This window comes from Nostoc sp. FACHB-110, assembly GCF_014697425.1.
GTDB lineage: Bacteria > Cyanobacteriota > Cyanobacteriia > Cyanobacteriales > Nostocaceae > Nostoc_B.
In genome coordinates, this window is the sequence record NZ_JACJRU010000031.1 from 63,446 (window position 1) to 89,571 (window position 26,126).

Sequence of the window (26,126 nt, forward strand, 5' to 3'; positions counted from 1 at the left end):
TGCACATATTTCGATTCTGCATTGGTTGACTGGGGGATTTTCATCTGTTTAGATAAAACAAGCTTTCTAGAAAAAATATCCAGAAAGCTTATTTTCATGGGATTTCTCCCTTTGACATTCAGTCGGATATCCTAAAAATCCGATCTTTTGTTAACAGTAAAACCTATAAGTAGATTAATATATTTGAAATCTCTGTTTAATTCCCTGCTCTTATGCTTTGCCTAATTTCCTTAACAGATAACTTAACTTAACTCAACTATATTCATATATGGACATCAGCCAATATCTTCCCTTGAGACCTATGTCTTACCTCTTTAGGAGTAAAATTGACACTTATATAACTAACAATGCTGTTACTCAGTTAACTTTATTGGTAGATTTTGATTGTAGTACGTATTTATATAGTGTTAGAGGTTAAACTGTTGAACACCCAGCAGCTTGGGTTTATGTGGATGCAAAATTTATGCTTTGTAAGATGTAGGATAAAACCTATACATGAAAAGTTCCGTCAGCGATATTAAGAAAATTATGATTTAAGAGTTGCTATAATCTATTGTTCAATCTAAATTCATTTCTATATATTAGGTGTAAATTTTTATGGGTTCCCCTATGAATCGTCTGTCTATTTTTGTAGATGGAAATAATATGTTCTATGCTCAACAAAAAAATGGTTGGTTTTTTGACCCTCGGCGAGTTTTAGAATATTTTAAACACGAGCAATCAGAAACAACTTTAATTAATGCCTTTTGGTACACTGGCTTAAAAGACCCACAAGATCAAAGAGGTTTTCGAGATGCTCTCATTAGTTTAGGATATACAGTCCGAACGAAAATCCTCAAGGAATATTACGATGATACTTCCGGTCGCTATTCACAAAAAGCGAATTTAGATATAGAAATTGTTGTTGATATGTTTAATACTGTAGATCAGTACGACCGGGTAGTTTTATTTAGCGGTGATGGAGATTTTGAAAGAGCTATTGAATTATTACGCTCTAAAAATACACATATTACAGTAGTATCTACAGAAGGAATGATCGCTAGAGAATTGCGTAATGCTACGGATAGATATATAGATTTAAATGATATTAGAGACCAAATAGAAAAAGTAGACGGTCAAGTGCCTTAGTCATAAATATTTACAAAAATTAGAGTAAAGCCCTAAGGTTACAAATATTTAAAGCAAAATAAAAATTAGAACTAAACAACGAGCTAAAAAGATGACTACACCAGAAAGAATTATCATTTTTGACACGACACTCCGAGATGGCGAACAATGTCCAGGCGCAACACTAAATATCGATGAAAAGTTGGCAATAGCCAAGCAACTAGCCCGTTTAGGCGTAGATGTGATTGAAGCGGGTTTTGCCTTTGCCAGTCCAGGAGATTTTGAAGCAGTCAGCAAAATTGCTCAAATTGTAGGAACAGAAGATGGCCCGGTAATTTGTAGTTTAGCCAGAGCCAGACACGACGATATTAAAACAGCAGCAGAAGCAATTAAAGGGGCGGCAAAGGGCAGAATCCATACATTTATTGCGACTTCTGATATCCACTTGCAATACAAATTGAAAAAAACCAGGTCAGAAGTCATTGCGATCGCCGAAGAAATGGTCGCTTATGCTAAAAGTTTCACTGATGATGTGGAATTTTCTCCTGAAGATGCAGGACGTTCCGACCCAGAGTTTTTATATCAGGTATTAGAACGGGCGATCGCCGCTGGCGCAACTACAGTGAATATCCCTGATACTGTAGGTTACACCACACCTAGTGAATTTGGCGCGTTAATTAAGGGCATTAAAGAAAATGTCCCTAACATCAATCAAGCAATTATTTCTGTTCACGGCCATAACGATTTAGGTTTAGCAGTAGCCAACTTTTTAGAAGCAGTTAAAAATGGCGCACGCCAATTAGAATGCACCATTAATGGTATTGGTGAACGTGCTGGAAATGCCGCTTTAGAAGAATTAGTCATGGCATTACACGTCCGCAGACAATATTTCAATCCCTTCTTAGGAAGGGCAGTTGAATCTGAAGAACCATTAACTAATATTGACACCAGACAAATTTATAAAACCTCCCGTCAAGTTTCCAGTTTGACAGGAATGTTAGTGCAACCAAATAAAGCAATTGTCGGGGCAAATGCCTTTGCCCATGAATCTGGTATCCATCAAGATGGGGTATTAAAAAATAAACTCACCTACGAAATTATGGATGCTCAATTGATTGGATTAACAGACAATCAAATCGTCTTGGGCAAACATTCCGGCAGAAATGCTTTTCGTACCCGTTTGAAAGAATTAGGTTTTGAATTATCAGAAACAGAATTAAACAAAGCCTTCGTGCGGTTTAAAGAAGTGGCTGATAAAAAGAAAGAAATTTCTGATTGGGACTTAGAAGCGATTGTCAATGATGAAATTCAACAAGCTCCCGATTTATTCCGTGTGGAATTAGTGCAAGTTTCTTGCGGTAGCAACGCTCAACCTACAGCTACAGTCACCCTCCGCACCCCAAGCGGCGAGGAATTAACCGATGCAGCCATTGGTACTGGGCCAGTAGATGCAGTTTACAAAGCCATTAACCGCGTAGTAAATGTGCCTAATCAACTAATTGAATTCTCTGTGCAGTCAGTAACTGCAGGGATTGATGCAATTGGTGAAGTAACCATTCGTTTGCGCTATGAATCGAGAGTATTTTCTGGTCATGCAGCAAACACAGACATTATAGTTGCATCAGCCCAAGCATATGTTAATGCCTTAAATCGTCTTTATGCCTCCTTGCAAACTAAGGCAAAGCAGGAAGAAGTCACTGCATAGAACGAGAAAATATTGAGACAAGGTGTGTGAAATTTCGAGGTGTAAGTGAGCAGAACCCTTACACCTCAAACCCTTGTTAGGATAAAAGTAAACTTTTGCGGCTAAATTTATGCCTCGTTCCCCGATGTCACGTTTGACAGTTCCTCCATTGGAAAATGGCGATCGCTTAACTCGCTTTGAATTTGAACGGCGTTACAATGCTATGCCCAAATTAAAAAAAGCTGAATTGATTGAAGGAACTGTCTATATGGCTTCACCTCTGCGTTTTGAACCCCATGCTGAACCCCACGCCGACTTAATGGGCTGGTTGTGGAATTACAAAATTGTGACCCCAGGAGTGCGTCTGGGCGATAATGCCACTGTTCGCCTTGACTTAGACAATGAACCCCAACCTGATGCCGTGTTATTGATTGATGCTCAAGCAGGTGGACAATCAAGCTTTAGCCAAGATGGTTACGTGGAAGGCGCACCAGAACTAATTGCCGAAATTGCTGCCAGTAGTGCCACAGTTGATTTAGGTGACAAAAAACGTGCTTATCGGCGCAATGGCATCCAAGAATACCTTGTATGGCAAGTATTTGAACAGCGTATTGATTGGTTCCGCCTCGACGCAGGGGAGTATGTAAATCTGCAACCAAATCAAGCAGGTGTGTTTCAAAGCCAAGGTTTTCCTGGATTGTGGTTAGATGCGTCTGCATTGTTACGGGGTGAGATGCAGCAGGTGTTAACTGTATTACAAACAGGGCTGAATTCCACCGAACATCAAGCTTTTGTACAGCAGTTAGCCCAAGCAGTGGAATCGAATGGATAATTGAAGTTGATGCTGCGATCGCCAAAAGGCATCTCCGAAAATAAAATAATAGTGAAATTACTGAAGCTGATGTGAACTAGCAGCAGATATATTCATAACAACCTCATATTCAATGTGGAAAAAAGGGCGCATCTACTATTTTTAACTATGAATCAACCCGTAGCAACATCTTGGCAGGATGTTCGTGCAGCCTTCCAAAAAATTTGGGGTTACGAGGAGTTTCGTCCACCACAGGGAGAAATAATCAGCAGTTTATTAGCACAGAAAGATGCACTGATTATTATGCCAACAGGTGGAGGCAAATCAATTTGTTTTCAGCTACCAGCATTATTACAAACAGGATTAACATTAGTAGTTTCACCCTTGGTAGCACTGATGGAAAACCAAGTAGAAGAACTACGTCAACGCCATCTGAGTGCAGCACTTTTGCACAGTGAATTACCTTCGTCTCAACGTCGTGCAACGCTACAAGCATTAGAAAAACAAACACTGCGATTAATTTATTTATCGCCAGAAACTTTATTAAGTCCACCTGTGTGGGAAAGATTATCTCAGCCGCAATTGCAAATTAACGCCTTAATTTTAGATGAGGCTCATTGTTTAGTGCAATGGGGAGAAACATTTCGCCCAGCTTACCGCAGATTAGGGGCAGTGCGGCCTGCTTTACTCAAATCAAAACCACCAGGAACAAAAATTAGTATTGCGGCTTTTACTGCTACCGCAGACCCATCAGCGCAAAAGATAATTCAAACAGTTTTACAATTACAAAAACCGGAAATTTTTCGCCTGAATCCTTACCGTGCTAATCTACATCCTAGTGTTCGCATTGCTTGGACACCACGAGGAAGACAACAACAATTACTCCAGTTTATTCAAAAGCGATCGCAACAAGCTGGCTTAATTTATGTTCGTACCCGCCGAGATAGCGAAGAATTAGCCGCATGGTTAACCCAGATAGGTTACGCTACCGCTAGTTATCACGCAGGTTTAGGTGCAACCGAACGCCGTGCAGTCGAAGCCAGTTGGTTAGGAGGCAAGATCCCATTTGTGGTTTGTACCTGCGCCTTTGGTATGGGGATAAATAAACCAGATGTGCGCTGGGTAGTACATTTTCACGCACCACATTTACTATCGGAATATGTGCAAGAAATTGGCCGCGCCGGACGAGATGGTAAACCCGCCGAAGCATTGACATTAGTGAGTGAACCTACAGGGTGGTTAGATTCTGGGGATAAACAAAGACAACAGTTTTTTGCTGATAAAATGCGATCGCAACTGCAAACAGCACAAAAATTAGTTAAAAAACTACCAAAAAAAGGCGATATTAATACAGTAACGCGCCAATTTCCTGATGCATCTGTCGCCCTTGCATTACTCCACAGCAGCGGACAACTAAACTGGCTCGATCCTTTCAATTACAGTATTAATTCAAATGTGCAGAAACAGCCATCAACACAATTACAAGCTGTCAAACAAATGCAGCAATATTTAACAACCAAACAATGCCGTTGGCAGTTTTTATTAAATTCCTTTGGTTTCACTCAAGAAGCTACTAACTGGCATTGTGGACATTGTGATAATTGTTGTTAATCTATAGGACTCATATTTGATTTCTGAAAAACCAAATTGGCTAGAAGCTTGCCATACAAAGGTTCGTTTCTCAGTATACTTAGCAATATTCAAGTACGATTCCTATAGGTACTTACTTAATACATTGCTAATAAAATTGGGCAAACCACCGAAGTTTGCGTGGAGAGAAACCTTCTTGGCAACTTCTCTCTGCGGAACTTCGCGTTTGACTCCGCGTTCCTCTACGTTAAAAAAATTATTTTTGTACCTCACTTAACTGGGAGATGCTATGAGTGTTTTATCTTGATTTATTCTGCATTGAGTATTTGCTCTGCTGTTAGCTGTAATTGTGGAAAAATATGAGAAACTATGACCGTATTTCCTAAAAATATACTTTCTTCGTAAAGACCATCAACTAATGTTAGTACAGTAATCTTATTAGCTTGAGGGTCAACAATCCAATATTCAGCAATTCCCCTAGCTGCATACTCAGAACGCTTGTAGCGATAGTCTCGGTCTTCATTAGCTTTGCCAGGCGAAACAACTTCCACAACCAGTGCTGGCGGTGGCATATCTAAAGTAATTGTGGATCTTGTAGTACCTTGTAAAATTGTTGCCAGTTCATCTGTTAGCACAACTAAATCAGGAACGCGCGTTGTGGCACGAAAACCACTGATAACAATTTCAGCTTTATTGCTTAATTGATTGACTGGAACAAATTTAAGGAAATTTACTAATAAAAACAGAGCTATCTGAACATTTTTTGGGCTTTCAGGTGGCATTATAATTAATTCCCCTGCCACTAGTTCATATTGGTTATCAGTTCCATTTTCATACTTTAAATATTCCTCAAGAGTCAGTTTTGTACCAGTGGTTGCACTCATAATCTTACGAGATTTGCATATTGATATTTTAACCTTGGTAGCTGACACAACTAGGATTGCAGAACCAATAATCCAAAATGTAGTCAATAGTCACTTTATTTTGACTATTGACTTTTGACTATTTTAAAACTGCTGTAAAAATCGCAAATCGCTAGCATACAAACGGCGGATATCATCAATTTGATGTAACACCATTGCAAACCGTTCTACACCAAAACCAGCAGCAAATCCCGTGTAAATTTCTGGGTCATAGCCTACAGATTTCAGCACATTTGGATCGACCATACCGCAACCCATCACTTCTAGCCAGCGTCCGTTCCACTGCAAATCTACTTCAGCAGAGGGTTCGGTAAAGGGGAAGTAACTAGCGCGGAAGCGAATCGGCAAGTCACCAAACATGGCCTGCAAAAACATTTTGATTGTGCCTTTGAGGTCGGTAAAAGTTAATCCGTCATCAATGGCTAAAAGTTCTATTTGATGGAAAACTGCTGAGTGGGTTGCATCTACATTGTCGCGTCGATATACTCGCCCTGGAGCCACAACGCGAATAGGTGGTTCCTCTTTTTCCATGTACCGAATTTGCACTGAGGAAGTATGAGTCCGCAGTAAGTTACCGTCCGGCAGGTAAAAAGTATCCTGCATATCCCGGGCGGGGTGGTCTGGTGGAGTATTCAGGGCTTCAAAATTGTAATAGTCGGTTTCCATTTCTGACCCTTGCGCCACCGTGTAGCCCATCCCGACAAAAATATCCAATGCCCGGTCGATAATGCCGTTGAGGGGATGAATGCGACCTTGGGGGCGGAAAATTCCCGGCATAGTCACATCTAGAGTTTCTGCTTCTAGCTGCGCCTGAATTTTTGCGGCTTCCAAAGCAGCACGTTGCTGGTCTAGACTAGTTTGCAGGGATTCTTTGACTGTATTGGCGATCGCACCAATTTTTGGTCTTTCCTCTGCACTCATCTGCCCCATACTTCGCAACAGCGCACCTAGTTGCCCCTTTTTCCCCAGGTAACTAACTCTGAGTTCTTCTAGGCGTTCTAGGGTATCAGCAGCAGCGATCGCTTTTTCTCCTTCCTGCTGTAATGCTAAAAGTTGAGCTTCTAAATTGCTAGTCATTAGTTAATAGTTATTAGTCAATAGTCATTGGTCAATAGTCATTAGTCAACAAAGGGAGACAAATAACCCTATTTCTTTTTACCAGTTTAGAGGCGATCGAGCATGATGAGGATGATTTTCTTTTGTAGTTGTGATATCAAACACTGACAATCAAGCTTTAAGTGTTGATTATTAACTGTTGACCCTCTAAATTTTAGATTTTAAATTTTGGATTTTAGATTACTCTGTCGTTGATGCCCCATACCCTTTGGAGTAAAACAAATCAAAATATCAGCGCGCTCTCGAAGCGGCTGCGTTATCGTCAATCTAAAATGCCCAAGCTGCTTCCCCTTTTGGGCGCAGTCAATCTAAAATCTAAAATCCCAAATCTAAAATTGATTGGCCTATGAGATTACTCATTAGCAATGATGACGGTATTTTTGCCTTAGGTGTGCGTACCCTAGCTAACTCCTTGGCAGAAGCCGGCCATGATGTAACTGTAGTGTGTCCTGATCGAGAGCGATCGGCAACCGGGCATGGGCTAACCTTGCACCAGCCAATTCGCGCGGAAATTGTTGAATCAATTTTTCATCCGGCTGTCAAAGCTTGGGCTTGTGACGGTACTCCTTCAGATTGCGTGAAACTGGCACTTTGGGCTTTACTAGAATCTCCGCCAGACTTGGTGCTTTCTGGGATTAATCAAGGTGCGAATTTGGGAACAGAAATCCTTTATTCAGGTACAGTGTCGGCCGCAATGGAAGGAGTGATTGAAGGCATTCCCAGTATTGCTTTTAGCCTAGCTAGCCACACTTATAAAGATTTTGTGCCGGCGGCGAAGTTTGCCCGAATTTTGGTAGATAAACTAGCCGCCCAACCGCTACCAGATTTAATGTTACTTAATGTTAATGTGCCTCCTGTTCCGTGGGAAGAAATAACGGGAGTCAGGTTCACCCGTCAAGGAGTCAGGCGTTACATTGATGTGTTTGATAAGCGCACAGATCCGCGTGGCAAGACTTATTACTGGTTAACGGGAGAAGTTCTAGAAGATATAGAACCGCCCGAAGAACTGAACTTACCGCACAATTTACCACTTGACGTACATATCATTCGTAAAAACTACATTAGTATTACGCCGTTGCAATACAATCTCACCTATGCAACAGCACTGGAAAAATTATCTTATTGGGAAATTCCTTTAGGATAGATTATTTTATACTCACTTCTACCAAAGGCAACTACAGAATGAATTTGAGCCAACAGACCCAACAAGACTTAGCTTCTGCCTTCTACTTTGTACTTTTAGCTTCTGTGACGAATTAATGCATTACAGCAAAATTTAGGCTATAAAGTAGGAGCAATTTGATAATAGTGATACATATAATCTAGGAAAAAATAACATAACTGCTTTGCAGTATTTTTGCTGTGTTTACACAATTTACCTTAAACAGGGTATGCTGTTTTACCAAGAAACACATTCTCTACCAAATGTGGTAATACAGCATAGACTTTCTCAAACACAAAACATTTATTGTTCTAAATCGCCCGCTCAGTCCAGCAAGCAACACCCATGTCCAGGATAGAGAAACATTTTACAGTGCAATTTTGGGGCGTTCGCGGCAGCATCCCCAGTCCAGGGCCACACACTGTCCGCTATGGCGGGAATACCCCTTGCGTTGAGATGCAAGCGGGCGGTAAACGCTTGATTTTTGATGGTGGTACAGGGCTGCACGTTTTGGGGCAATCTTTATTGCGCCAAATGCCAATAGACGCACACTTATTTTTTACCCATTCTCACTGGGATCATATGCAGGGGTTTCCCTTCTTTGTGCCAGGGTTTGTCAAGGGAAACAACTTTCATATTTATGGCGCGATCGCACCTGACGGTTCCACCATAGAGCAGCGTCTGAATGACCAGATGTTGCACCCTAATTTCCCTGTGCCTTTGCAAATTATGCAAGCTAATTTGCGTTTTTACGATGTCAAACCAGGGCAACCTATCCATATCAATGACATTACCATAGAAACAGCATCTTTAAACCATCCAGGTGAAGCTGTGGGGTATCGAGTGAATTGGGGTGGAAGTGCCGCCGTTTACATTACCGATACCGAGCATTATCCCGACAAGCTAGATGAAAATGTCCTCTGGCTATCGCGGAATGCGGATATTCTCATTTACGATTGCACTTACACTGACGAAGAATATTATTCGCCCAAATCACCGAAAATTGGCTGGGGACATTCCACCTGGCAAGAAGCGGTGAAAATAGCCAAGGCCGCTAACGTTAAGACTTTAGTCATCTTCCACCACGATCCGGCTCACAATGACGATTTTCTCGATGCTGTAGGCGAAGAAGCGACGGCGAAGTTTCCCGGTGCGGTTATGGCACGGGAAGGTATGGTTCTTCAAATACCAGTATCAGCCCCCTTATCAGAATCTTTTTCTGTTAGTAAGTTTTCTGGGTGAAGTTGTTTGCGAAGCGATCGTAGATTTTAGATTAGATTGGTGATCGAGAGCTATCAGCGTGAAAGTGTACCTTAAAAGTATGCCGCAACGACTGGAGAACAGACAGACCAATAGACAATCAACGCCAGAAGATGGTTTAGCGGCTTTATATCTCCAGCCATCTTCCATACAGCTTGTCTGACTCTTAGCGGTGTACCATGAGGTTACTTGTGGCTAATGGCTAAATAAACCTCAAATTCCAGAATCTACGTGCTAAATTTGTCTCAAAATGGATGTTCTGTGTGGATTGCTGCTTCAACCACATCGGTTCTAACGCCAACTACTGTTGCGCTGGGCAAATTTGATGGCGTACATCTTGGCCATCAAAAGGTGATTCAGCCAATTTTGCATTCAGCAATCAGCAAGGCTGAGGAAAGTCAGAGGTGGCAAAATGGCGAAATACCAGCAGATTTCTCCCCAAGCTTAGTAACGCCACAAACCCAATCACAAGAACGGACATATTCGACAGTTGTCACTTTCCATCCGCACCCGCAGGAGTTTTTCACAGGTAAACCCCGGACTTGGTTAACTCCATTGGATGAAAAAGTTCAACAATTGCGATCGCTAGGGGTCGAACAGTTAGTACTATTACCTTTCGACAAAGAACTATCAGCTTTATCCCCTGAAGAATTTGTCGATAAAATTCTGGTACAAACATTAAAGTGTCAACGAATTAGCGTTGGGCAAGATTTTTGTTTTGGTAAACAACGCCAAGGTACTGCTAAAGATTTGCAATTATTTGCAGCTAAGTACAATATTCCTGTTACCATCGTTCCATTACAAATTCACGCTGATCGTCCTACTTTGGAGGCTCCTATTAGCACTTCCCTAATTCGCCAATCTCTGGAAAGCGGCGATATTAAAAGCGCAAATCTCTGCTTAGGCAGACCTTACACTCTCACTGGTGTGGTGATTCAAGGTCAACAGCTAGGTAGAACCATTGGTTTTCCTACTGCTAACCTCCAAATCCCTAGCGATAAATTTTTACCGCGCCAAGGTGTCTACGCTGTGCGAGTGAACATCCTCAGTGACACACCAGAGACAACCACGCCGCCGATTTTGGGAGTCATGAATATTGGTAATCGCCCCACCCTCAACGGTGCTGAATCTTCTGTAGAAGTCCATTTGTTTGATTGGTCTGGTGATTTGTATGGTCAAACACTGGCTGTGCAGCTAATTGAGTTTTTGCGACCAGAGCAGAAATTTCCGTCTTTAGAAGCCTTAAAAACTCAAATTCAACAAGATTGCGTTATTGCTCAAAAAGTTTTGCGTGAGTCATGCTAACTTCTCATGGTGGAATGGGAATACTGTAAGTCAGGGATGGGGAATAAGGCATAGGTTATTCTTCATTCCAATTCTTCACTTATTCTGTAGTGCATGAGAGAACAAATTGAAGTTTTAACGCAAAATCTGGCTCGTACCATTGTCGGTAAAAATGAGGCAATTCGTTTAGTGTTAGTTGCCTTATTAAGTGGTGGTCATGCATTACTAGAAGATGTGCCAGGCGTGGGTAAGACGCTGCTAGCTAAATCTCTAGCGCGTTCTTTAGATGGTAAGTTTCAAAGACTGCAATGCACGCCTGATTTACTACCTACAGATATTACTGGGACTAACATTTGGAACCCAAAAAGCGGCGAATTTACGTTTCTCCCTGGGCCAGTGTTTGCCAATGTACTCCTAGCCGATGAAATTAACCGCGCTACACCCCGTACCCAGTCAGCTTTACTGGAAGTGATGGAAGAAAATCAAGTAACAGTAGATGGTGTTTCGCGTCCTGTTCCTCAGCCGTTTTTTGTGATTGCTACTCAGAACCCAATTGAGTATCAAGGTACGTTTCCCTTGCCAGAAGCCCAAATGGATAGGTTTATGCTGTCTTTGAGTTTGGGTTATCCTTCGGCACAAGAAGAATTAGAAATGTTGCAAAATCTCCAGCAAAATAGAAATACGGAATTACAGCCTTGCATTACTTTGGCAGAGTTACAGGAATTGCGGCGAATCTGTTCTCAGATAAGGGTAGAAACTTCTTTGCAGCAGTATATTCTAGAATTAGTCAGGGCAACACGACATGATGAGGAAATTACTTTAGGTGTAAGTCCTCGCGGTACTGTAGCATTACAAAAAGCGACGCAAGCCTTAGCTTTTATTTCTGGGCGTGATTATGCGATTCCTGATGATGTTAAGTTTTTAGTGCCTTATGTTCTGTGCCATCGTTTGATTCCTAGAGGCGGACGTAATGCCCGAAGTACAGTGGATAGGTTGTTGCGGTCTGTGCCGATTCCTTAGAGATTTTTGATGATCGAACCGCAAAGGACACATAGACGCAATAGCAGTGAAGTACTGCGTTGGGAGGGTTTTCTTCCGCAGACGACTGCTGTTAGTGCAGCATACAGCCTGAATGTATGGCTTCACTTAGAGCGACGCAGATGCGTCACCCCGAGTTGTTTTGCCTGTGTAGCAGCGACTTCAGTCGCCTTTGTGCAAGATATGTGTTAGGAAAACTCTATAGTCTCAACAAAAGACAAAATATTATCCTTAATATATTCGGCTTCTTCATCAATTTCACCAGGCACTTCACCATCTAAAAAGTTGCGTTGAGTGCTAACTATATATAAAAATTCCCCATTGATAAAAGCTATTAATCCGCGATAAGCATTTAATCTTGTGGAAGTGCCGTTATTTTCTTGTTGGGAGATGGTTGAGCCTTTAGGCATATCAACTAAAGCGTAATATGCGCCTGCAAAAATATCTTCTATATACTCGCTATATTTGACTTGAGCATTAGCTACATTTGCAAAAATAGCTTGAGGTACATACTTTTCGACTAAGATGTTTTGCAGATATTCTGCTTGTCCTTGGGCTTCTAGTTCTTCTAATTGTTCTGGAGGGATGGAATAATAATCAATGCGTAGTAAAGTACCAAAATCATCAGAAAAACCCACTACGCCTTCTTGAGTTTGAATTTTTCCTCCTTGTTCTGGATCAACAGGAATAGGAACTGAAAAGTTTCCTAAAGGTGATTCATATATATTATCGGTATATTCTTCGACTGTAACTACATCATCATCATCAAAATATTCTTCTTCGGCTGCTTGAAAAGCAGAAATTATTTCTTTAACGATTTCATCAGCTTCTTCATCTTCAAGCTCTAAGGCTGATTTTAGCTGTTCTAAAAACGGTTGCTTATTTTTAGGAATAATTAATTCTTCTTCGTCTAAAAGTGCAACGACACCAGCCGCAAAACCATCTAATACTAATTCTTCTGTGAGGGATTCATTAGCAGTATTAAATAAAGGCCCAATGCCTTCATTTTCGGCGATATCAATAAGTTTATCAACTATGGCGATAATTTCATCTTCTGAATATTCTTCAAAAACTTCAAATTCCCAAAGAATACCTGCTAAACCTTCGGGATCTATTTCTTCAGCAGCCGCATCGGCAATTGCTGTGACAACTGCGATCGCCGCGACGGCTTCCTCTGGAGTTAAAGTTTCTGCTATCGTTTTTTGTGAGTTAAAAACTTTGTCATATTTAGTCATAATGGCTACATCCGTTGCTTGATTGCTATTTTTGTTCAAGGTGGCGATCGCTTAAAATTTCAATACGACTAATTCCTGTGTATTTAGTTTTCTTATCTTTTCTCATCCTCGGTTATGATATCACCAGTTTTCCCCAATATGTTTTGCTTTTAGTCTTTGTATCCCATCATTTATCCACTGCTAAATGATTACCATAAAAATGGAATTTATATTTTTTTTTAACAGTTCTATAACTTCTCTCAAAAATCTCCAAAATTCCCGATGTATTGACCCTAATTTGCCTTCTCTACCATTTTTACCAAGAAACCAGTAGCATCAATCGTTTCTCTCAAAATCTCAGATGAGTTGCAGAGTAATTATTTGTAATACGGGGGTACTATGGCAGTCCTAAATGAAAGGTAAATAAATTCACTTCCTACTCCCTACTTTCTATTCCTGCCCTCCTTGAGTAATTTGGAAATCAAATACTAGTCCTATATCTTCGTTAAATCTAGGTTAACAACCTTGAAATGATATACAGCATTTATCATTCTCGCTTGCTTCTATCCCCTAGTTTTTAGCCTCTGTCTCCTTCAAAGGTATACGCCACAAAACTGAGAAACGCTCTAGGAATCATATTTGATGTTTAGTTTCTTGTTTTCTGTTCCCTACCTAACATAAGTAGGTTCAAGCTTAAGATTAAATATATGATTTAGATGGATTTGAGCTTGCCTTTATATCATTAAATTTCTATATTCTGATAGTTGTAAATAACGGCTGATTATGCAGATTTTTTATCAGAGAAACTTGATATTTGCCAAGCATAATTTCTTCTAGTAAACAAAAATTTTAGATTTAATTTAATATTGTTGAGCTACCTAGATAAATTAGCTGCTATATACCTGAGTTTTTATCCTCTAGCATCAGAAATATATCTAACGATAGAAATATAAACTAGCTCTCGATAGATTCTCTTGACCAAGAGCAGGATGGCATAATACCGATGTGCAGAACAACACACCGTCGATATTTAAATTAGATTTAAAACTTTTTATGGTTCAAACACCTCCATCTCAATACTCACCAGACCAATACACAGTAGATTCAGCAACGGCAGAAGTCGAAGCAGTTGTCCAAACACCACCTTCAGACACAGAACTGAATTTAGAGTTTCTCTACACCAGAGATATTGAATTTCGCCAAGAAACAATTTACTTTCTTGTTGTAGATCGCTTTCATGATGGCGACCCCGAAAATAGTGAAGGGATTAACTCTGAACTTTATGATCCCACTGGGCAAGATTGGGGTAAATATTGGGGCGGCGATTTGCAAGGTGTCATTGATAAATTAGACTACCTCAAAAATATGGGAGTGACTGCTATTTGGTTAACTCCTTTATTTGAGCAAGTAGAAGAATTATTTGTGGGAAATGCCGCTATACATGGCTATTGGACAAAAGACTTTAAACGCATCAATCCGCGTTACATTGCTCAAGATGAAAACCCTTCGTTAAACGAAACTCAAGAAACAAGAAATACAACATTTGATCGCTTAATTGATGAGTTGCACAAACGCAACATGAAGTTAGTATTAGATATTGTTTGTAACCACAGTACTCCTGATACTAGCGGTAGTAAAGGTGAATTGTATGATGACGGCGTAAAAATTGCTGACTTTAATAATGATGTAAATAACTGGTATCACCATTATGGTGAGGTGCAAAACTGGGAAGATGAATGGCAGGTGCAGAACTGTGAATTAGCAGGTTTGGCAACTTTCAATGAAAATAATAGTGAATATCGGGACTATATCAAATCTGCCATCAAGCAATGGCTAGACCGAGGTGTAGATGCACTGCGGGTAGACACTGTTAAACATATGCCCATCTGGTTTTGGCAAGAATTTACGGGCGATATGTACAAACACAGACCCGATGTATTTATTTTTGGCGAGTGGATTTATAGTGGGCCACAAGACGATCGCTCGATCGAATTTGCCAATAACTCCGGGATGACTATACTAGACTTTGGCTTGTGTGTTGCCATTCGCGCCGCCCTCGCCCAAGGTTCCGAAAATGGTTTCCAGACAATTCAATACATTTTTGACAACGACCATCTTTATAGCGGCGCAACTGAGTTAATTACCTTCATTGATAACCACGATATGCCGCGCTTTCAATCGCTCAATCCCGATCCGGCGATGTTGAGAGTGGCGATCGCTTTAATTATGACATCTCGTGGCATTCCCTGTATTTATTACGGTACAGAACAGTATCTGCATAACGACACTGATGGTGGTAACGACCCATATAACCGCCCCATGATGGAAAAATGGGACAACGATACAGAAATTTATCGTTACATCAGATTACTGTCTGGCTTACGCCGACTCAACCCCGCAATTTCAATGGGGAGTCATTGGCAAAAATATCTGACCCCTGATGTTTACTGCTACATTCGCCGCTATCGTGACTCTTTATGTTTTGTTGCCCTCAACCGTGGTGGAGAAGTAACCTTACCAGAAATCGAAACCGAACTCCCCGACGGCGAACATACTTGTGTCATCACCCGCAATAAATACGAAGTCAAAGATGGCAAAATTTACGACCTGCATTTAGAAGAACGCGGTGTAATTGTCATTAGCCATGTTGGCGAAAGAATTAAAGGTCAAACCATTGTGCGCGTCCAACTCAACGGCGTACAAACCCAACCTGGCGAAACAATTGTGGTTATGGGTGACTGTCCAGAATTAGGCAATTGGGATATTGCGAAAGCTTATCCTCTGGAATACATCAATACGAATACTTGGTTTGCCGAAATTCCTTTCAATGAAAGTGCAGGCAAATTAATCAGTTATAAATATGCCATGTGGCGTGAAGAGCGATCGCCACTACGCGAAAACATCACACCTCGCCGTTGGGTAATAGCCAAAGAAGGCACAGTCAAATGGCGTGACACCTGGGCAACCGGGCGAGAGTCATAGAAGAGTAGGGGGGAATGGCACTCTTGTAAACTTGGGAGTTCACATCTTCTTAATTACCCACACCCCACCCCCGACTCCCCTTTGCCTCATAACTGATTTGGGCGAGAAACAGGTAGCGTTATACATTAATAGATGTATGGCAAGAAGCATAGAGAAGAAGACAGAAAGCGAGAATGCAAGGAATTAAATTCTTACACTTCCTGCCTTCTCTTCTTGAAAGTGCTGAGTGCTGAGTGCTGAGTGCTGAGTAAAAATACCAGTCTCACTTTCATGACTTGGCTATGAAACAAGTTTCATCAAGACTGCCTTTTGCCTTCTGCTATATCTCTCACACCTGACCAACTCAGGCTTGGTCTTTCACAGCGAAGGGTTTGGAAATGTTTGCTTCCTCAGAGACTCCTATAATTGGGACAATTTTATTGGTAGCGTTTGCCATTTTGGGCTGGGGCTTTTATCGCGCCAGACCTTTTGGAAAACTGGGAATCTTAGCCTGGTTGCAGTCAGTGGTTTTAATGGCTCCCTGGCTGTTATTTTTTGGTTTGTTTGCCGCAGGCGTATACATAAATATAGTAGGTGTATTGTTCTTAGTTGTAGCGTCTGCTGGTTTATACATTTATCTTGGTAGACAACTGCGGGCAGCAGGACAAGATGCCATCCTCAAACAACGCGCTACCCAAAGGCTAGCGGCTGATACCCCACAAGAAGGTAACACTGCACAACCACCAGTTGCCCAAATCAACATCGAAGTTGTATCAATTCCTGAAGCCGATTTAACCGCCATTAAAGGAATTTTTGGACTTGACACCTTTTTTGCCACAGAAACGATCGCCTATCAAGAAGGTGCTATTTTTAAAGGTAATCTGCGTGGCGAACCCCAAGAAGTTCACAACCGCCTCAGTGCCAGTTTAAAAGAACGGCTTGGTGAGCAGTATCGTCTGTTTTTAGTCGAAAACACAGATGCTAAACCTGTGGTAATTGTTCTGCCTAGTCGTAACGATCCCCGACCAACCACAGCAGCCCAAAAAGCTTTTGCTGGTATATTGCTAATTGCAACTGTCGCCACCTGTTTTGAGACAGCAGGGTTACTGTTAAATTTTGATTTATTTGCCCACCCCGAACGACTCCCACAAGCCTTACCCATTGGGCTGGGTATCTTTACAATTTTAATAGCCCACGAAATTGGTCACTGGGTACTTGCCCGTCGTTATCAAGTACGCCTCAGCTGGCCTTTCTTGTTACCTGCAGTGCAAATTGGCTCCTTTGGTTCAATTACGCGGTTTGAATCTCTTTTACCCAACCGCACAGCCTTGTTTGATATTGCCTTGGCAGGCCCCGCCGCAGGTGGTATCGTTTCTCTCATCATGTTGATTATTGGGTTATTGCTTTCTCACCCAGGTAGTTTATTTCAATTACCCAATCAGTTTTTCCAAGGTTCGATTTTAGTCGGGAGCTTGGCGCGAGTTGTCCTTGGTTCAGCTTTGCAATCATCTTTAGTCAACGTCCATCCTTTAGTTATTATCGGTTGGTTGGGATTGGTCATCACTGCTTTAAACTTAATGCCAGCCGGCTCTTTAGATGGCGGACGCATAGTGCAAGCTATTTATGGCCGTAAAACTGCTGGTAGAGCATCAGTCGCAACGTTAATTTTGTTGGCGTTGGTTTCTCTCGGTAATAATTTGGCGATGTACTGGGCAATTGTCATTTTGTTTTTACAACGAGATTTAGAACGCCCCAGCTTAAATGAAATCAGCGAACCCGATGATGCCAGAGCCGCTTTAGGTCTTTTAGCATTATTCTTAATGATTGCCACACTTTTACCTTTAACTCCCGGTTTGGCTGGGCGTTTAGGCATTGGCGGATAAGTAGGAAAGCTGAAGTCTGAATAATCTTCAACAAATTAATTGTAGTGGCGTGGGCGAATTTGATTGATTCACGCCACTATCACAAAAAAACTCCGCGTAACTTTGCGTTTACCTCTTCATCCCTTTGCGTTTAACTGAACCTTGTTAGAAGAGGAAAATAATATGACACTTAACAAAAGTGAAAACATGGGCAAAGTAACTACCACAATCACTATTACTAACCAAATTGACCAGACTCTTGCAGAAAGAGGATTTATTTCCCAAGAACAAATACGTTCAATTACTTTACATGATGTTTTAGTGGACACAGGTGCAACCAGACTGTGTTTACCTAAAAATATTATTCGGGATTTAGGATTACCTCTTCAAGGGGAAGTTGACGTAAAAATAGCCACAGGAATACACAAAGCTCGCATTTTTAAAATGCTAAATCTTTCTGTTGAAGGCAGAGAAGGAATATTTAATTGTATTGAATTACCAGAAGGTGCAGATCCTTTGTTAGGATTAATCCCTTTAGAAGATTTAGGATTAGAGCCAGATTTGATTAATCAAAAATTGCGCGTTTTACCAGCAGAAGGCAAAGATACTTATTTAATGGTTTTGTAAATTATTGCTGTCAACATTTCTCATACGCCTCCACCCAACCTACTAGCAAACTACTCGATATGAGCAACAACTTGCGACTTACTCAATTCATGTACTAAACGATGTGCTTGGTGTTTGTAGAGGGGATATTGTAAAGTCGCTGGTAGTTGATTCATTAAAGTTCGGGCTGAGTGCATATCACAACCAGTTACTCGAGAAATGACTGCTGCGCCTTCAAATGCGGCTTCGGGGGAGTTAGCTTTTTCTATTCTCACTAATAATTGACCTGTGGCGATGAGTCCCCGTTCGACGCGGAACAGTCCTTCAATGCTGGCTAAAACTACCAAGCGATCGCCTACAACAAGTATGATATCATCAGAAGGCATAAATTTAGAAGTGTATTGATTAGCCTTGATATACAGAATTGGTACTACTCCATAACCATAGGCAATATCAGCAAGTACTTTGCCATTGAGTGTATCATCATCTGTAATTAGATATTCGGTAACTAGCGTAGTTTGATTATCTAAGCGAAACAAATTTAAAATATTTTCCCCAAAAGCTGCACCCGCAAATGCTTCTGCGGCTAAAGCATAAACCCCCAACACCCTAGCATAAGGTAGCAGTCGCGCGACATTTTCACTAAAACGCGGGTCAAAGGTACGAATTACTAAGTTAGCTTGTGGGTTAACAGTTCGTGCTTTTAAGGCAATTTCTAAATTGGCTACTTCATCATCAGTCAGCACCACAACGCTTTTTGCTGTCTGAAGATTAACTTTAGTTAATGTATTGTGGATATTGCCGATCACTAAAGGCATTTGTGGTAGGATTCCTGGTTCTAAGTCTTTAGTATGCACACCGACCAAAGGTTGTCTCAGTTCTTGTAACAACTGCGAGACTCGGCGCCCCACCCTTCCTATGCCAATTAAAACTACATGATCTAATTTCGGTACTGGGGGACGACGCTTAGAAAACTGGAACCTAGTCGATAAAAGCCGTTCGGTCATGACAGCATAGATAATGCCGACAAAAACTGTCCCAGCTACGCTCATACTGATATTAAATAAATGCAGCCACCAAGGAACCGGAAAAGGAATTTTTAATTGTCCAAATAAATCACCATAACCCCCCAAACTCAATACTAAGGAAACATTGAGAGCATCTTGCCAAGTAATTTGCGGATACTCTAATTTATACAGCAGTGTACCGCAGACAAATAAACTCACAATGACAATGCAAACAACAAAAGCTACACGTCGAGTTTGACTACTTTCTGCCCACAGATGAGTTAATGTTTTGGTGAGATTTTGCCATCTCATTCCTGTGATGATTGCATCTTTGAATTGCCCAACATTATGAATATTGCGAGTGGGTTGAAAACTGAGTTTTTCGGTAACTTCTATATAAAAAATCGAGTCGCCAGGTAAAATTTTTGTATTTGGTTCCCATTGATAAAAACTTTTGGGGATGGGTTTTCCAGCTTGAGCATGAATCAATACTCGGCGGTTGCTACTATTAATTTCATAAAGACGGCAATGACTCCAACGATGAGAACTATTAATATTGACTTCAAATACTCGCAATAGGCGGTTTTCTAAAGTAAAAAAGCCCTTAGTTTCACTACTTAAAGCTGCTAAGGCAAAACTATTAGCTGGTAATTGAGTAGCTTCAAAGGCAACAAAATTACCCAAACTTTCTTGCAGTAATTCATTTAGATTGTCTTGGGCAGAACGAATGACTAAACGAACTTCAGGATTTAGCGATCGCGCCGCAAAAGCAGCAGCTATATTGACGCGCTCATCACTAGTTACAATTAAAATTGACCGACAATGTTTGATTCCTGCCTGTTCTAATATTTTGGTTTGCCGACAATCACCAATCACCAATTTATCTATTAAATCAGGTAATTCAGGAATTTCCCAATTCTGATGCTTGACATCTTCAATTGCATTAACTTTAACACCAAATTCCTTTAACGCAGATACACAATATTGACCTAAACTGCCCAGTCCACAAACTAAGAAAAAGTTCGGATCTATTGCTGCACTCTGTCCCATATATTGATGCTGATAGGTTTTTGGGTGAACATTGTTGAATCCCAAGACACCCAATTTCTGATTATAAAATCTTCAGGAAGGTGTGTTGGCTGCGGTATGGAATTAGTTTATTCTACACGCATAACACACCTCCAAAGGTTGTTGCTAAGGTTTCCAGTCTGCTAACAAACTAGGATATTTTGCTGGGGTGGGGAAGATTTTCTGTAAGCCAGACTGACGAATTGAAGAGGCTTCTTTGCTCAAGTTCCACAGACTTTCGTAGAAAAAGAAAGACACACCAGCAAAGTTGCGATCGCGTACTTTCTGCACCTGGGTTTGAATTTGGGTAATGGGTACGTTTTTGTTCTTCAATCCAGTTATAATACCAACACTCACAGGAATATGACTGCGAGCCGCTTTTACTTCTGGATATTCTAATTCTTTGACAAACACATTTAAATCGTCTCGATATATCTGCAACACTAATTCTTCAACTATTCCCAGACGTTCCCATTTTTGCCAGTCGGCTAAAAAGAATTCGTAAGAAAAACGCTGGGGATTAGGTGCAACAGAAACCAAACAGTTTCTTTTTGTGGTTTTAATCGCGGTGAAAACTCGCTTCATGAAATCGGTGATTTTATTGGCTCGCCAACGCACCCATTCTGGATCTTGGAAATTCTTGGATGGGGCTTTTCCACCGTGTTCTTTTTGATAAAGTGCTACTGTATAGGCATCGTAGCCTAATTCGGAAGGCAAACCAAAATGGTCATCAAATTGAATGCCATCAATATCATAGTTGCGAACAATTTCAACAATTAAATCTTGAATAAACTTTTGTACATCTGGATGGAAAGGATTCAGCCAAACCCGATTATGTATGCCTTCTTTAACAATTTTTGTGCCATTGCTACGACTTGTCAACCATTGGGGACGGTTTTTAGCTAATAAAGAATCAGCCGGAGCCATAAAGCCAAATTCAAACCAAGGAATCACTGTTAAACCTTGTTTATGTCCCTCATCGACAATTTCTTTGAGCATATCTCGCCCTTGCAGCCCTGGTGTGGGATCAAGCGATCGCCCTATGACTTTAGCTGCAACTTTGCTAGGGTAAAGTGTATATCCCCAATTCCACACTGCCGGGTAAACAGTATTAAAGTTTAATTCATCCAGCTTTTGTAAGGCATTTTTAAGACGGTTGCGTTCAAACAACACATCACTATCAATATTTGTTAACCATACTCCTCTTAATTCCGACGCAGGCGATTGAGTCGGAATATTTTTTGCTGCTAAGGGAAATGAAAGCATAAAAGTTGCCATCATACTCAGCATGACAATACCTGCAAATAATGACTGCTTTTTACGCTGATGAGTGTTCCATCTTAATAACTCAACACACCACTTTACAAATCTTTTCATTTTTAATTACGGACAAAATCAGAACTGGAAAAATGACTAGTATATCCACATAGAAGTTGCTTATCGTCTACTATGACAAAACAACAGAGCAAAAATCCAGCATTTATAACTATTTGATTGGGAAAAAACTACTCTTATTTACAAAGTTTGATTCCTTGGTACACTCAGCAAACAAGACTGGTGTATTGTAGCTATAGTTACATATAACTTTATTTATTAATAATTTGTATACCTCTACATATATTGCTTATTTAGGATTATGCTAGGTATTAGCAGGAAAACTTCGCCAACTATCATTCCAATACTTGTAATATAGATAACAAAATTAAAAGTAATCTCACTAGGCTAAATTGCTACTTTTAAGACACAGTATAAAAATCTTATGAATAATCTAAATTTACAAAACAGCACAACTGCTGCCCAGCGGCTAGCAAGGGCGATTATGGTGGCATCTGGCGAGTTTTCCTTGATATTAGCCTGTTGTGACTCTGTGTCTCAACAACAGCAAATAGTCAAATCTTTAAAAGAATGTTCTAAAGTAACTATCAAAGAAATTAGATTATTGCCTACGGATGAGACACTTTACACAACCATTACAAATACTATCAGTATTCCGCATACCGAAGCTTTAATAGTGGATGGTTTAGAGTCAGTATTAGCCATCAATCAATTGCTAATTAGTACCAACCTGATGCGCGATGAATTCCGCAAAAGTTTTCACTTTCCTATGGTGCTGTTTGTCAACAATGATATTTTGAGCAAGTTAGTTTGGTTAGCCCCAGATTTAAAAAATTGGGCAGCAACGACTATTCGGTTTGATGTAGCTCATGATGTATTAGAAGGCAGGAGGCAGACAGTAAAAAATCTATGATTATCTGAGAATTTGTGCTGGCAAAATTTTCTTAGATATACATTAAATTGAGAGTAAAGTAATATTTCTTAACAAATCTTAATATATTATATTAAAGTCTGAATATTCCATAATTTATTTAGATATAGCTGTTGAATCAATCAAAAATTTTATTCACTATAAAACTAATCCAAAATTGTTCAGACGTGCGATCGCGCTACCTAGTTCCGTGTGAAATTTTGGTAAAAATTGAGGAACAATCAATAAGTAAAGCAGCGTCTTGGCTCATATCTGCTTGCTAAGACAGATACTTTCACAATCCCAACCATATATAATTTTGGGACTGTATATTTTTTTGTCATTAATTACTAGATATCAGTTTTTAATGCCTTAAATAGTCACTAACACAGGCATTTTATTGTTGGAAATTTATGCTGAAAAATTATCATATCACCAATCAAGCTCGAATTTTTACTGCATTAGTTTTAACTGGCATTTTATCTGTAGGCAGTGGATTAACACTGGTCAAAAGTGCTGCTGCTAACCCAGCCTTATCACCAGCAATTACTAACGAAGTTTCTACAGCCAAAGCTAAACCAAATCGCTTACCGCCTTCAGTTGCTAACGCCGTACTCAAAGATGCTGCAACCAAAGCCGGAGTATCTATTAGAGAATTACGAATTGTTGATTATAGTCAAAAAACTTGGCGTAATGGTTGCTTAGAACTACCGCAAGCAGATGAATTCTGCACCCAAGCATTAGTTCCCGGTTGGCAAGTTGTGGTTTCTCATAGCAGGCAAAAATGGATTTATCACACTGATAAAAATGGAAGTTCTTTGCGTTTAGCGTCTGCAATCACCCCGTTAAATACCCAACTACCACGAAAAGTGAGAGATGCAGTTTTAAAACAGGCGCAAGAAATATCAGGTTTATCAGCGCGATCGCTCAGTATTATAGATTTTAAAACAACAGATTGGGCAGATGGATGCGATCGCTCCACACCTCCCTATCCTTGCGATCCCATTCTTGTTTCTGGTTGGCAAGTCACCGTAGGTGCAGCAAATCAGCGTTGGGTGTTCTTATCTGACAAAGATGGTTCACGTATCAAACTAGCGCAAAGCAATAACTCAACTAACATCGTTAAACCTGTACCAATTCCAGCTAGCGAATTACCACCACCCCTAGACCAAGGTGTCGTATTTCGCCACATTTCTAGCGGCGGTTTTGCTGGCAGAACCTACGAAACAGTATTACGCGATGATGGAACGATAATTCGTGTACGCATTGGCGACGCTAATGATTCCGAACGCAGTATCCGCCGTGTATCTCGCCAACAGGTGCAACAGTTTGAACAATTGCTACAACGCAACAAAAGGGAATTTAGAAATGTCACTTATCCAGCACCTAGCGGCGCGGCTGACTTTATTACCTACACTCTCACCAGCCGAGATGGTACAGTACAATACAACGATATTTCTCAAGATAGCCTACCCCAAAGTTTACGCCGAGTAGCTAATGCGTGGAATCAGCTTTTAGCTAATCAAGACTTATAAATAATGAGCCTCAGTACCCAACAAGAAGATTTTAGTTACGCTTATGTGTATGCCGTCACTGCAACTGCTGGCTACTCCCTGCAAGCAGCCACACGTAGGTTAGATAATAGCGGCATCGACGCTACAATCACCGTACCAGGAAGACTCAACTCCAAGCGTCTGCCAAGATTTGACCAAAAGAAGGGTTAGGGTCGATGCCCATATTACTATGGGACACCTCCCCTTCAGAACGTAGCGTGCGACTTTCACCGCACTACGCTCCTAGTTTGACATCTACTAAATCAGGGTTAACCTGTTTTTCGGACTCACATCTTCTGCCATGATTGCTTTGATGTAGATGACATTCACGATGCAGTACTTCCAAATTATTGGCTTTCCAATTTGCATGGTTGCCATCTTTATGGTGTAGTTCTGCAATGTCACCCGAATAGAACATTAGACCGCAGTGGGCGCACTTGTGATTCTGTTTCTTCAGGACTTTGTCCGTTATACCGTCGTAATTAGCATTTTCCCTTTTTGACCAGTACGCTAAGTCGCCATCGAACGGGGATTTTGTCCCAGTGACGTTGATAAACCTGCACGCTGCCCATTTTACGGATGGGAATGCTTTCTTCAAAACCTTGTTGGTTTGGTATCGGTCGTATCTTCCTTGTTTGCGGATGAATTTCCAAACCCAGTGGTTTAAACTCCACAGGTCGTGTTGACTCATATCACAGAATCGATGGTAATTTCTCCATCCACGAACTACCGCTTCGCATTTATCGATGCGTTCTTCGAGGGTGAATCGACTATCTTTCATTACTTCTTTCACTTTTGTCTTAATTCCTTTAAGGGATTTTTGACTCGGTGTAGAGATGAACTTGCCGTTGGGTTTAACACAAAAATTCCACCCAAGGAAGTCGAAACCATCGGTGCTTTTGACCACTTTGGTTTTGGCTTCTTTTACTTTTAACCCCCTTGTTGCCAAGAATTGGTCAGCGAGTCCTTGGTTCGCCGATTTTCGAGTGAATCCTACCAACTCTACCTGCTAAACCTTATTTAAGGGTTCCACAACCTCATAGGGTTGAGGGTTGAAAGAGTCGTTTTATTCGTTCCTCAATCTAGTTGTTTTGTAGTTTTAGGTTCCCTCACTTCGCCCACGATTACCCAGAGTTGCATCTGCTGTATCCATCAGCGATACGGGTATATATCGTTGTTCTGCCTTGAGTTTGGCAGGAGGGCTTTGGACGCTTTTTCCGAGGGTTCGGCTGTTGCCTAACCGTGACTACTTGCCTGTACGAGTTACCCCCATCTCAGGTTTGTTTTCCTCGTCCTGTCCCCAGCTTCATTTTCAGAGTTTGTTCTCTGTCTATGTGGGCAGATTTGGCATCACGCCACTCCTAGCGGGTGAGACTTGCTTACTTTAGGTTTTCAGCGCACTCACACCAGATTGAAGTTATCCTTACTTTCTTTTAAGATTTTGGAAATCTAAGGCGGTGTAAGGACTCTAATTCCCATAGCTACAAACTATGTTTCATAGAAACGAACCGCACGGATACAAGCCTCGCCCTTCTAGGGCGAATTTTGATTCTTAATATACGATTTCAAGACTTCAATCGGCGCTCCTCCCACAGAGCAAGCAAAGTAAGAAGGACTCCAGAGATGTTCTGCGTG

General features: G+C 40.9%; 22 protein-coding genes. 15 read left to right on the forward strand and 7 right to left on the reverse strand.

What is annotated here, in order from left to right; translation table 11 throughout:
* Positions 1 to 597: 597 nt before the first annotated feature.
* The 4 genes from H6G69_RS23565 to H6G69_RS23580 all read left to right on the forward strand — a co-directional run bounded on the left by H6G69_RS23565 (position 598) and on the right by H6G69_RS23580 (position 5,213).
* A complete protein-coding gene (locus H6G69_RS23565) occupies positions 598 to 1,128 on the forward strand; it encodes an NYN domain-containing protein (RefSeq protein WP_015114631.1) in 531 nt (176 codons plus the stop codon).
* Positions 1,129 to 1,219: 91 nt separating this feature from the next.
* Entirely contained in the window at positions 1,220 to 2,812 is a 1,593-nt protein-coding gene (locus H6G69_RS23570) for a 2-isopropylmalate synthase (protein ID WP_190691556.1), read from the forward strand.
* Positions 2,813 to 2,921: 109 nt separating this feature from the next.
* Positions 2,922 to 3,623: a Uma2 family endonuclease gene (locus H6G69_RS23575; RefSeq protein WP_190691557.1), complete on the forward strand. Its 702-nt coding sequence runs from the start codon at positions 2,922 to 2,924 to the stop codon at positions 3,621 to 3,623.
* Positions 3,624 to 3,770: 147 nt separating this feature from the next.
* Positions 3,771 to 5,213, forward strand: coding sequence for an ATP-dependent DNA helicase RecQ (locus H6G69_RS23580; protein ID WP_190691558.1), 1,443 nt, complete (start codon positions 3,771 to 3,773; stop codon positions 5,211 to 5,213).
* 287 nt (positions 5,214 to 5,500) lie between these two features.
* Here the strand turns inward: H6G69_RS23580 and H6G69_RS23585 are convergent, their stop codons facing one another.
* Both H6G69_RS23585 and pheS read right to left on the reverse strand, forming a co-directional pair.
* Positions 5,501 to 6,076: a Uma2 family endonuclease gene (locus H6G69_RS23585; RefSeq protein ID WP_190691559.1), complete on the reverse strand. Its 576-nt coding sequence runs from the start codon at positions 6,074 to 6,076 to the stop codon at positions 5,501 to 5,503.
* Between the two features lie 123 nt (positions 6,077 to 6,199).
* Positions 6,200 to 7,192 carry a phenylalanine--tRNA ligase subunit alpha gene (pheS, locus tag H6G69_RS23590; protein WP_190691560.1) on the reverse strand — a complete coding sequence of 331 codons (993 nt, stop codon included), beginning with the start codon at positions 7,190 to 7,192 and terminating at the stop codon, positions 6,200 to 6,202.
* A gap of 385 nt (positions 7,193 to 7,577) precedes the next feature.
* On the opposite strand from pheS, the gene surE reads away from it, so the two are divergent.
* The 5 genes from surE to H6G69_RS33670 all read left to right on the forward strand — a co-directional run bounded on the left by surE (position 7,578) and on the right by H6G69_RS33670 (position 12,167).
* Positions 7,578 to 8,375: a 5'/3'-nucleotidase SurE gene (gene surE, locus H6G69_RS23595; protein WP_190691561.1), complete on the forward strand. Its 798-nt coding sequence runs from the start codon at positions 7,578 to 7,580 to the stop codon at positions 8,373 to 8,375.
* Between the two features lie 363 nt (positions 8,376 to 8,738).
* Positions 8,739 to 9,635 carry an MBL fold metallo-hydrolase gene (locus H6G69_RS23600; RefSeq protein WP_190691562.1) on the forward strand — a complete coding sequence of 299 codons (897 nt, stop codon included), beginning with the start codon at positions 8,739 to 8,741 and terminating at the stop codon, positions 9,633 to 9,635.
* 249 nt (positions 9,636 to 9,884) lie between these two features.
* Positions 9,885 to 10,958: a bifunctional riboflavin kinase/FAD synthetase gene (locus tag H6G69_RS23605; RefSeq protein WP_190691563.1), complete on the forward strand. Its 1,074-nt coding sequence runs from the start codon at positions 9,885 to 9,887 to the stop codon at positions 10,956 to 10,958.
* A 93-nt stretch (positions 10,959 to 11,051) separates the two neighbouring features.
* Positions 11,052 to 11,957 carry a MoxR family ATPase gene (locus tag H6G69_RS23610; protein ID WP_190691564.1) on the forward strand — a complete coding sequence of 302 codons (906 nt, stop codon included), beginning with the start codon at positions 11,052 to 11,054 and terminating at the stop codon, positions 11,955 to 11,957.
* Positions 11,958 to 11,966: 9 nt separating this feature from the next.
* Positions 11,967 to 12,167, forward strand: coding sequence for a hypothetical protein (locus tag H6G69_RS33670; RefSeq protein ID WP_206757649.1), 201 nt, complete (start codon positions 11,967 to 11,969; stop codon positions 12,165 to 12,167).
* Here H6G69_RS33670 and H6G69_RS23615 read toward each other — a convergent pair.
* The gene (locus tag H6G69_RS23615) at positions 12,164 to 13,210 is read right to left on the reverse strand and encodes a hypothetical protein (protein WP_190691575.1); all 1,047 of its coding nucleotides are present in this window, start codon (positions 13,208 to 13,210) and stop codon (positions 12,164 to 12,166) included. The two genes, H6G69_RS33670 and H6G69_RS23615, sit on opposite strands and share 4 nt — an antisense overlap.
* Before the next feature lie 1,032 nt (positions 13,211 to 14,242).
* On the opposite strand from H6G69_RS23615, the gene H6G69_RS23620 reads away from it, so the two are divergent.
* The 3 genes from H6G69_RS23620 (at position 14,243) to H6G69_RS23630 (ending at position 18,639) form a co-directional block, all read left to right on the forward strand.
* Positions 14,243 to 16,171, forward strand: coding sequence for an alpha-amylase family glycosyl hydrolase (locus H6G69_RS23620; RefSeq protein WP_190691565.1), 1,929 nt, complete (start codon positions 14,243 to 14,245; stop codon positions 16,169 to 16,171).
* Positions 16,172 to 16,548: 377 nt separating this feature from the next.
* Positions 16,549 to 18,033, forward strand: a complete 1,485-nt coding sequence (locus H6G69_RS23625; RefSeq protein WP_190691566.1) for a site-2 protease family protein — start codon at positions 16,549 to 16,551, stop codon at positions 18,031 to 18,033.
* Between the two features lie 162 nt (positions 18,034 to 18,195).
* Positions 18,196 to 18,639 carry an aspartyl protease family protein gene (locus H6G69_RS23630; RefSeq protein WP_190691567.1) on the forward strand — a complete coding sequence of 148 codons (444 nt, stop codon included), beginning with the start codon at positions 18,196 to 18,198 and terminating at the stop codon, positions 18,637 to 18,639.
* 50 nt (positions 18,640 to 18,689) lie between these two features.
* On the opposite strand, the gene H6G69_RS23635 is transcribed toward H6G69_RS23630, so the two are convergent.
* Positions 18,690 to 20,675, reverse strand: a complete 1,986-nt coding sequence (locus H6G69_RS23635) for a TrkA family potassium uptake protein (RefSeq protein ID WP_190691568.1) — start codon at positions 20,673 to 20,675, stop codon at positions 18,690 to 18,692.
* A gap of 144 nt (positions 20,676 to 20,819) precedes the next feature.
* Complete coding sequence (locus tag H6G69_RS23640) at positions 20,820 to 22,070, reverse strand: glycoside hydrolase family 10 protein (protein WP_190691569.1); 1,251 nt, start codon at positions 22,068 to 22,070, stop codon at positions 20,820 to 20,822.
* 382 nt (positions 22,071 to 22,452) lie between these two features.
* Here H6G69_RS23640 and H6G69_RS23645 point away from each other — a divergent pair, with 382 nt between their 5' ends.
* The 3 genes from H6G69_RS23645 to H6G69_RS23655 all read left to right on the forward strand — a co-directional run bounded on the left by H6G69_RS23645 (position 22,453) and on the right by H6G69_RS23655 (position 24,662).
* Positions 22,453 to 22,941 (forward strand): hypothetical protein, encoded by a 489-nt coding sequence (locus tag H6G69_RS23645; RefSeq protein ID WP_190691570.1) that lies wholly within the window; start codon positions 22,453 to 22,455, stop codon positions 22,939 to 22,941.
* A gap of 410 nt (positions 22,942 to 23,351) precedes the next feature.
* Positions 23,352 to 24,473, forward strand: a complete 1,122-nt coding sequence (locus H6G69_RS23650) for a hypothetical protein (protein WP_190691571.1) — start codon at positions 23,352 to 23,354, stop codon at positions 24,471 to 24,473.
* Between the two features lie 3 nt (positions 24,474 to 24,476).
* Positions 24,477 to 24,662 (forward strand): hypothetical protein, encoded by a 186-nt coding sequence (locus H6G69_RS23655; RefSeq protein ID WP_190691572.1) that lies wholly within the window; start codon positions 24,477 to 24,479, stop codon positions 24,660 to 24,662.
* A gap of 64 nt (positions 24,663 to 24,726) precedes the next feature.
* On the opposite strand, the gene H6G69_RS23660 is transcribed toward H6G69_RS23655, so the two are convergent.
* Positions 24,727 to 25,491, reverse strand: coding sequence for a group II intron maturase-specific domain-containing protein (locus H6G69_RS23660; RefSeq protein ID WP_190691573.1), 765 nt, complete (start codon positions 25,489 to 25,491; stop codon positions 24,727 to 24,729).
* Positions 25,492 to 26,024: 533 nt separating this feature from the next.
* The coding region (locus H6G69_RS23665) for a transposase (protein ID WP_190686431.1) at positions 26,025 to 26,126 on the reverse strand (102 nt) is incomplete at its 5' end.

What these genes read in the sequence shown, in the direction of transcription:
- H6G69_RS23635 (WP_190691568.1), bottom strand. Translation starts at nt 20,675, where the DNA reads ATGGGACAGAGTGCAGCAATAGATCCGAACTTTTTCTTAGTTTGTGGA.
- pheS (WP_190691560.1), bottom strand. Translation starts at nt 7,192, where the DNA reads ATGACTAGCAATTTAGAAGCTCAACTTTTAGCATTACAGCAGGAAGGA.
- H6G69_RS23645 (WP_190691570.1), top strand. Translation starts at nt 22,453, where the DNA reads ATGAATAATCTAAATTTACAAAACAGCACAACTGCTGCCCAGCGGCTA.
- H6G69_RS23650 (WP_190691571.1), top strand. Translation starts at nt 23,352, where the DNA reads ATGCTGAAAAATTATCATATCACCAATCAAGCTCGAATTTTTACTGCA.
- H6G69_RS23565 (WP_015114631.1), top strand. Translation starts at nt 598, where the DNA reads ATGGGTTCCCCTATGAATCGTCTGTCTATTTTTGTAGATGGAAATAAT.
- H6G69_RS23625 (WP_190691566.1), top strand. Translation starts at nt 16,549, where the DNA reads ATGTTTGCTTCCTCAGAGACTCCTATAATTGGGACAATTTTATTGGTA.
- H6G69_RS23640 (WP_190691569.1), bottom strand. Translation starts at nt 22,070, where the DNA reads ATGAAAAGATTTGTAAAGTGGTGTGTTGAGTTATTAAGATGGAACACT.
- H6G69_RS23575 (WP_190691557.1), top strand. Translation starts at nt 2,922, where the DNA reads ATGCCTCGTTCCCCGATGTCACGTTTGACAGTTCCTCCATTGGAAAAT.
- H6G69_RS23570 (WP_190691556.1), top strand. Translation starts at nt 1,220, where the DNA reads ATGACTACACCAGAAAGAATTATCATTTTTGACACGACACTCCGAGAT.
- surE (WP_190691561.1), top strand. Translation starts at nt 7,578, where the DNA reads ATGAGATTACTCATTAGCAATGATGACGGTATTTTTGCCTTAGGTGTG.
- H6G69_RS23630 (WP_190691567.1), top strand. Translation starts at nt 18,196, where the DNA reads ATGACACTTAACAAAAGTGAAAACATGGGCAAAGTAACTACCACAATC.
- H6G69_RS23580 (WP_190691558.1), top strand. Translation starts at nt 3,771, where the DNA reads ATGAATCAACCCGTAGCAACATCTTGGCAGGATGTTCGTGCAGCCTTC.
- H6G69_RS23620 (WP_190691565.1), top strand. Translation starts at nt 14,243, where the DNA reads ATGGTTCAAACACCTCCATCTCAATACTCACCAGACCAATACACAGTA.
- H6G69_RS23585 (WP_190691559.1), bottom strand. Translation starts at nt 6,076, where the DNA reads ATGAGTGCAACCACTGGTACAAAACTGACTCTTGAGGAATATTTAAAG.
- H6G69_RS23655 (WP_190691572.1), top strand. Translation starts at nt 24,477, where the DNA reads ATGAGCCTCAGTACCCAACAAGAAGATTTTAGTTACGCTTATGTGTAT.
- H6G69_RS23610 (WP_190691564.1), top strand. Translation starts at nt 11,052, where the DNA reads ATGAGAGAACAAATTGAAGTTTTAACGCAAAATCTGGCTCGTACCATT.
- H6G69_RS23600 (WP_190691562.1), top strand. Translation starts at nt 8,739, where the DNA reads ATGTCCAGGATAGAGAAACATTTTACAGTGCAATTTTGGGGCGTTCGC.
- H6G69_RS33670 (WP_206757649.1), top strand. Translation starts at nt 11,967, where the DNA reads ATGATCGAACCGCAAAGGACACATAGACGCAATAGCAGTGAAGTACTG.
- H6G69_RS23615 (WP_190691575.1), bottom strand. Translation starts at nt 13,210, where the DNA reads ATGACTAAATATGACAAAGTTTTTAACTCACAAAAAACGATAGCAGAA.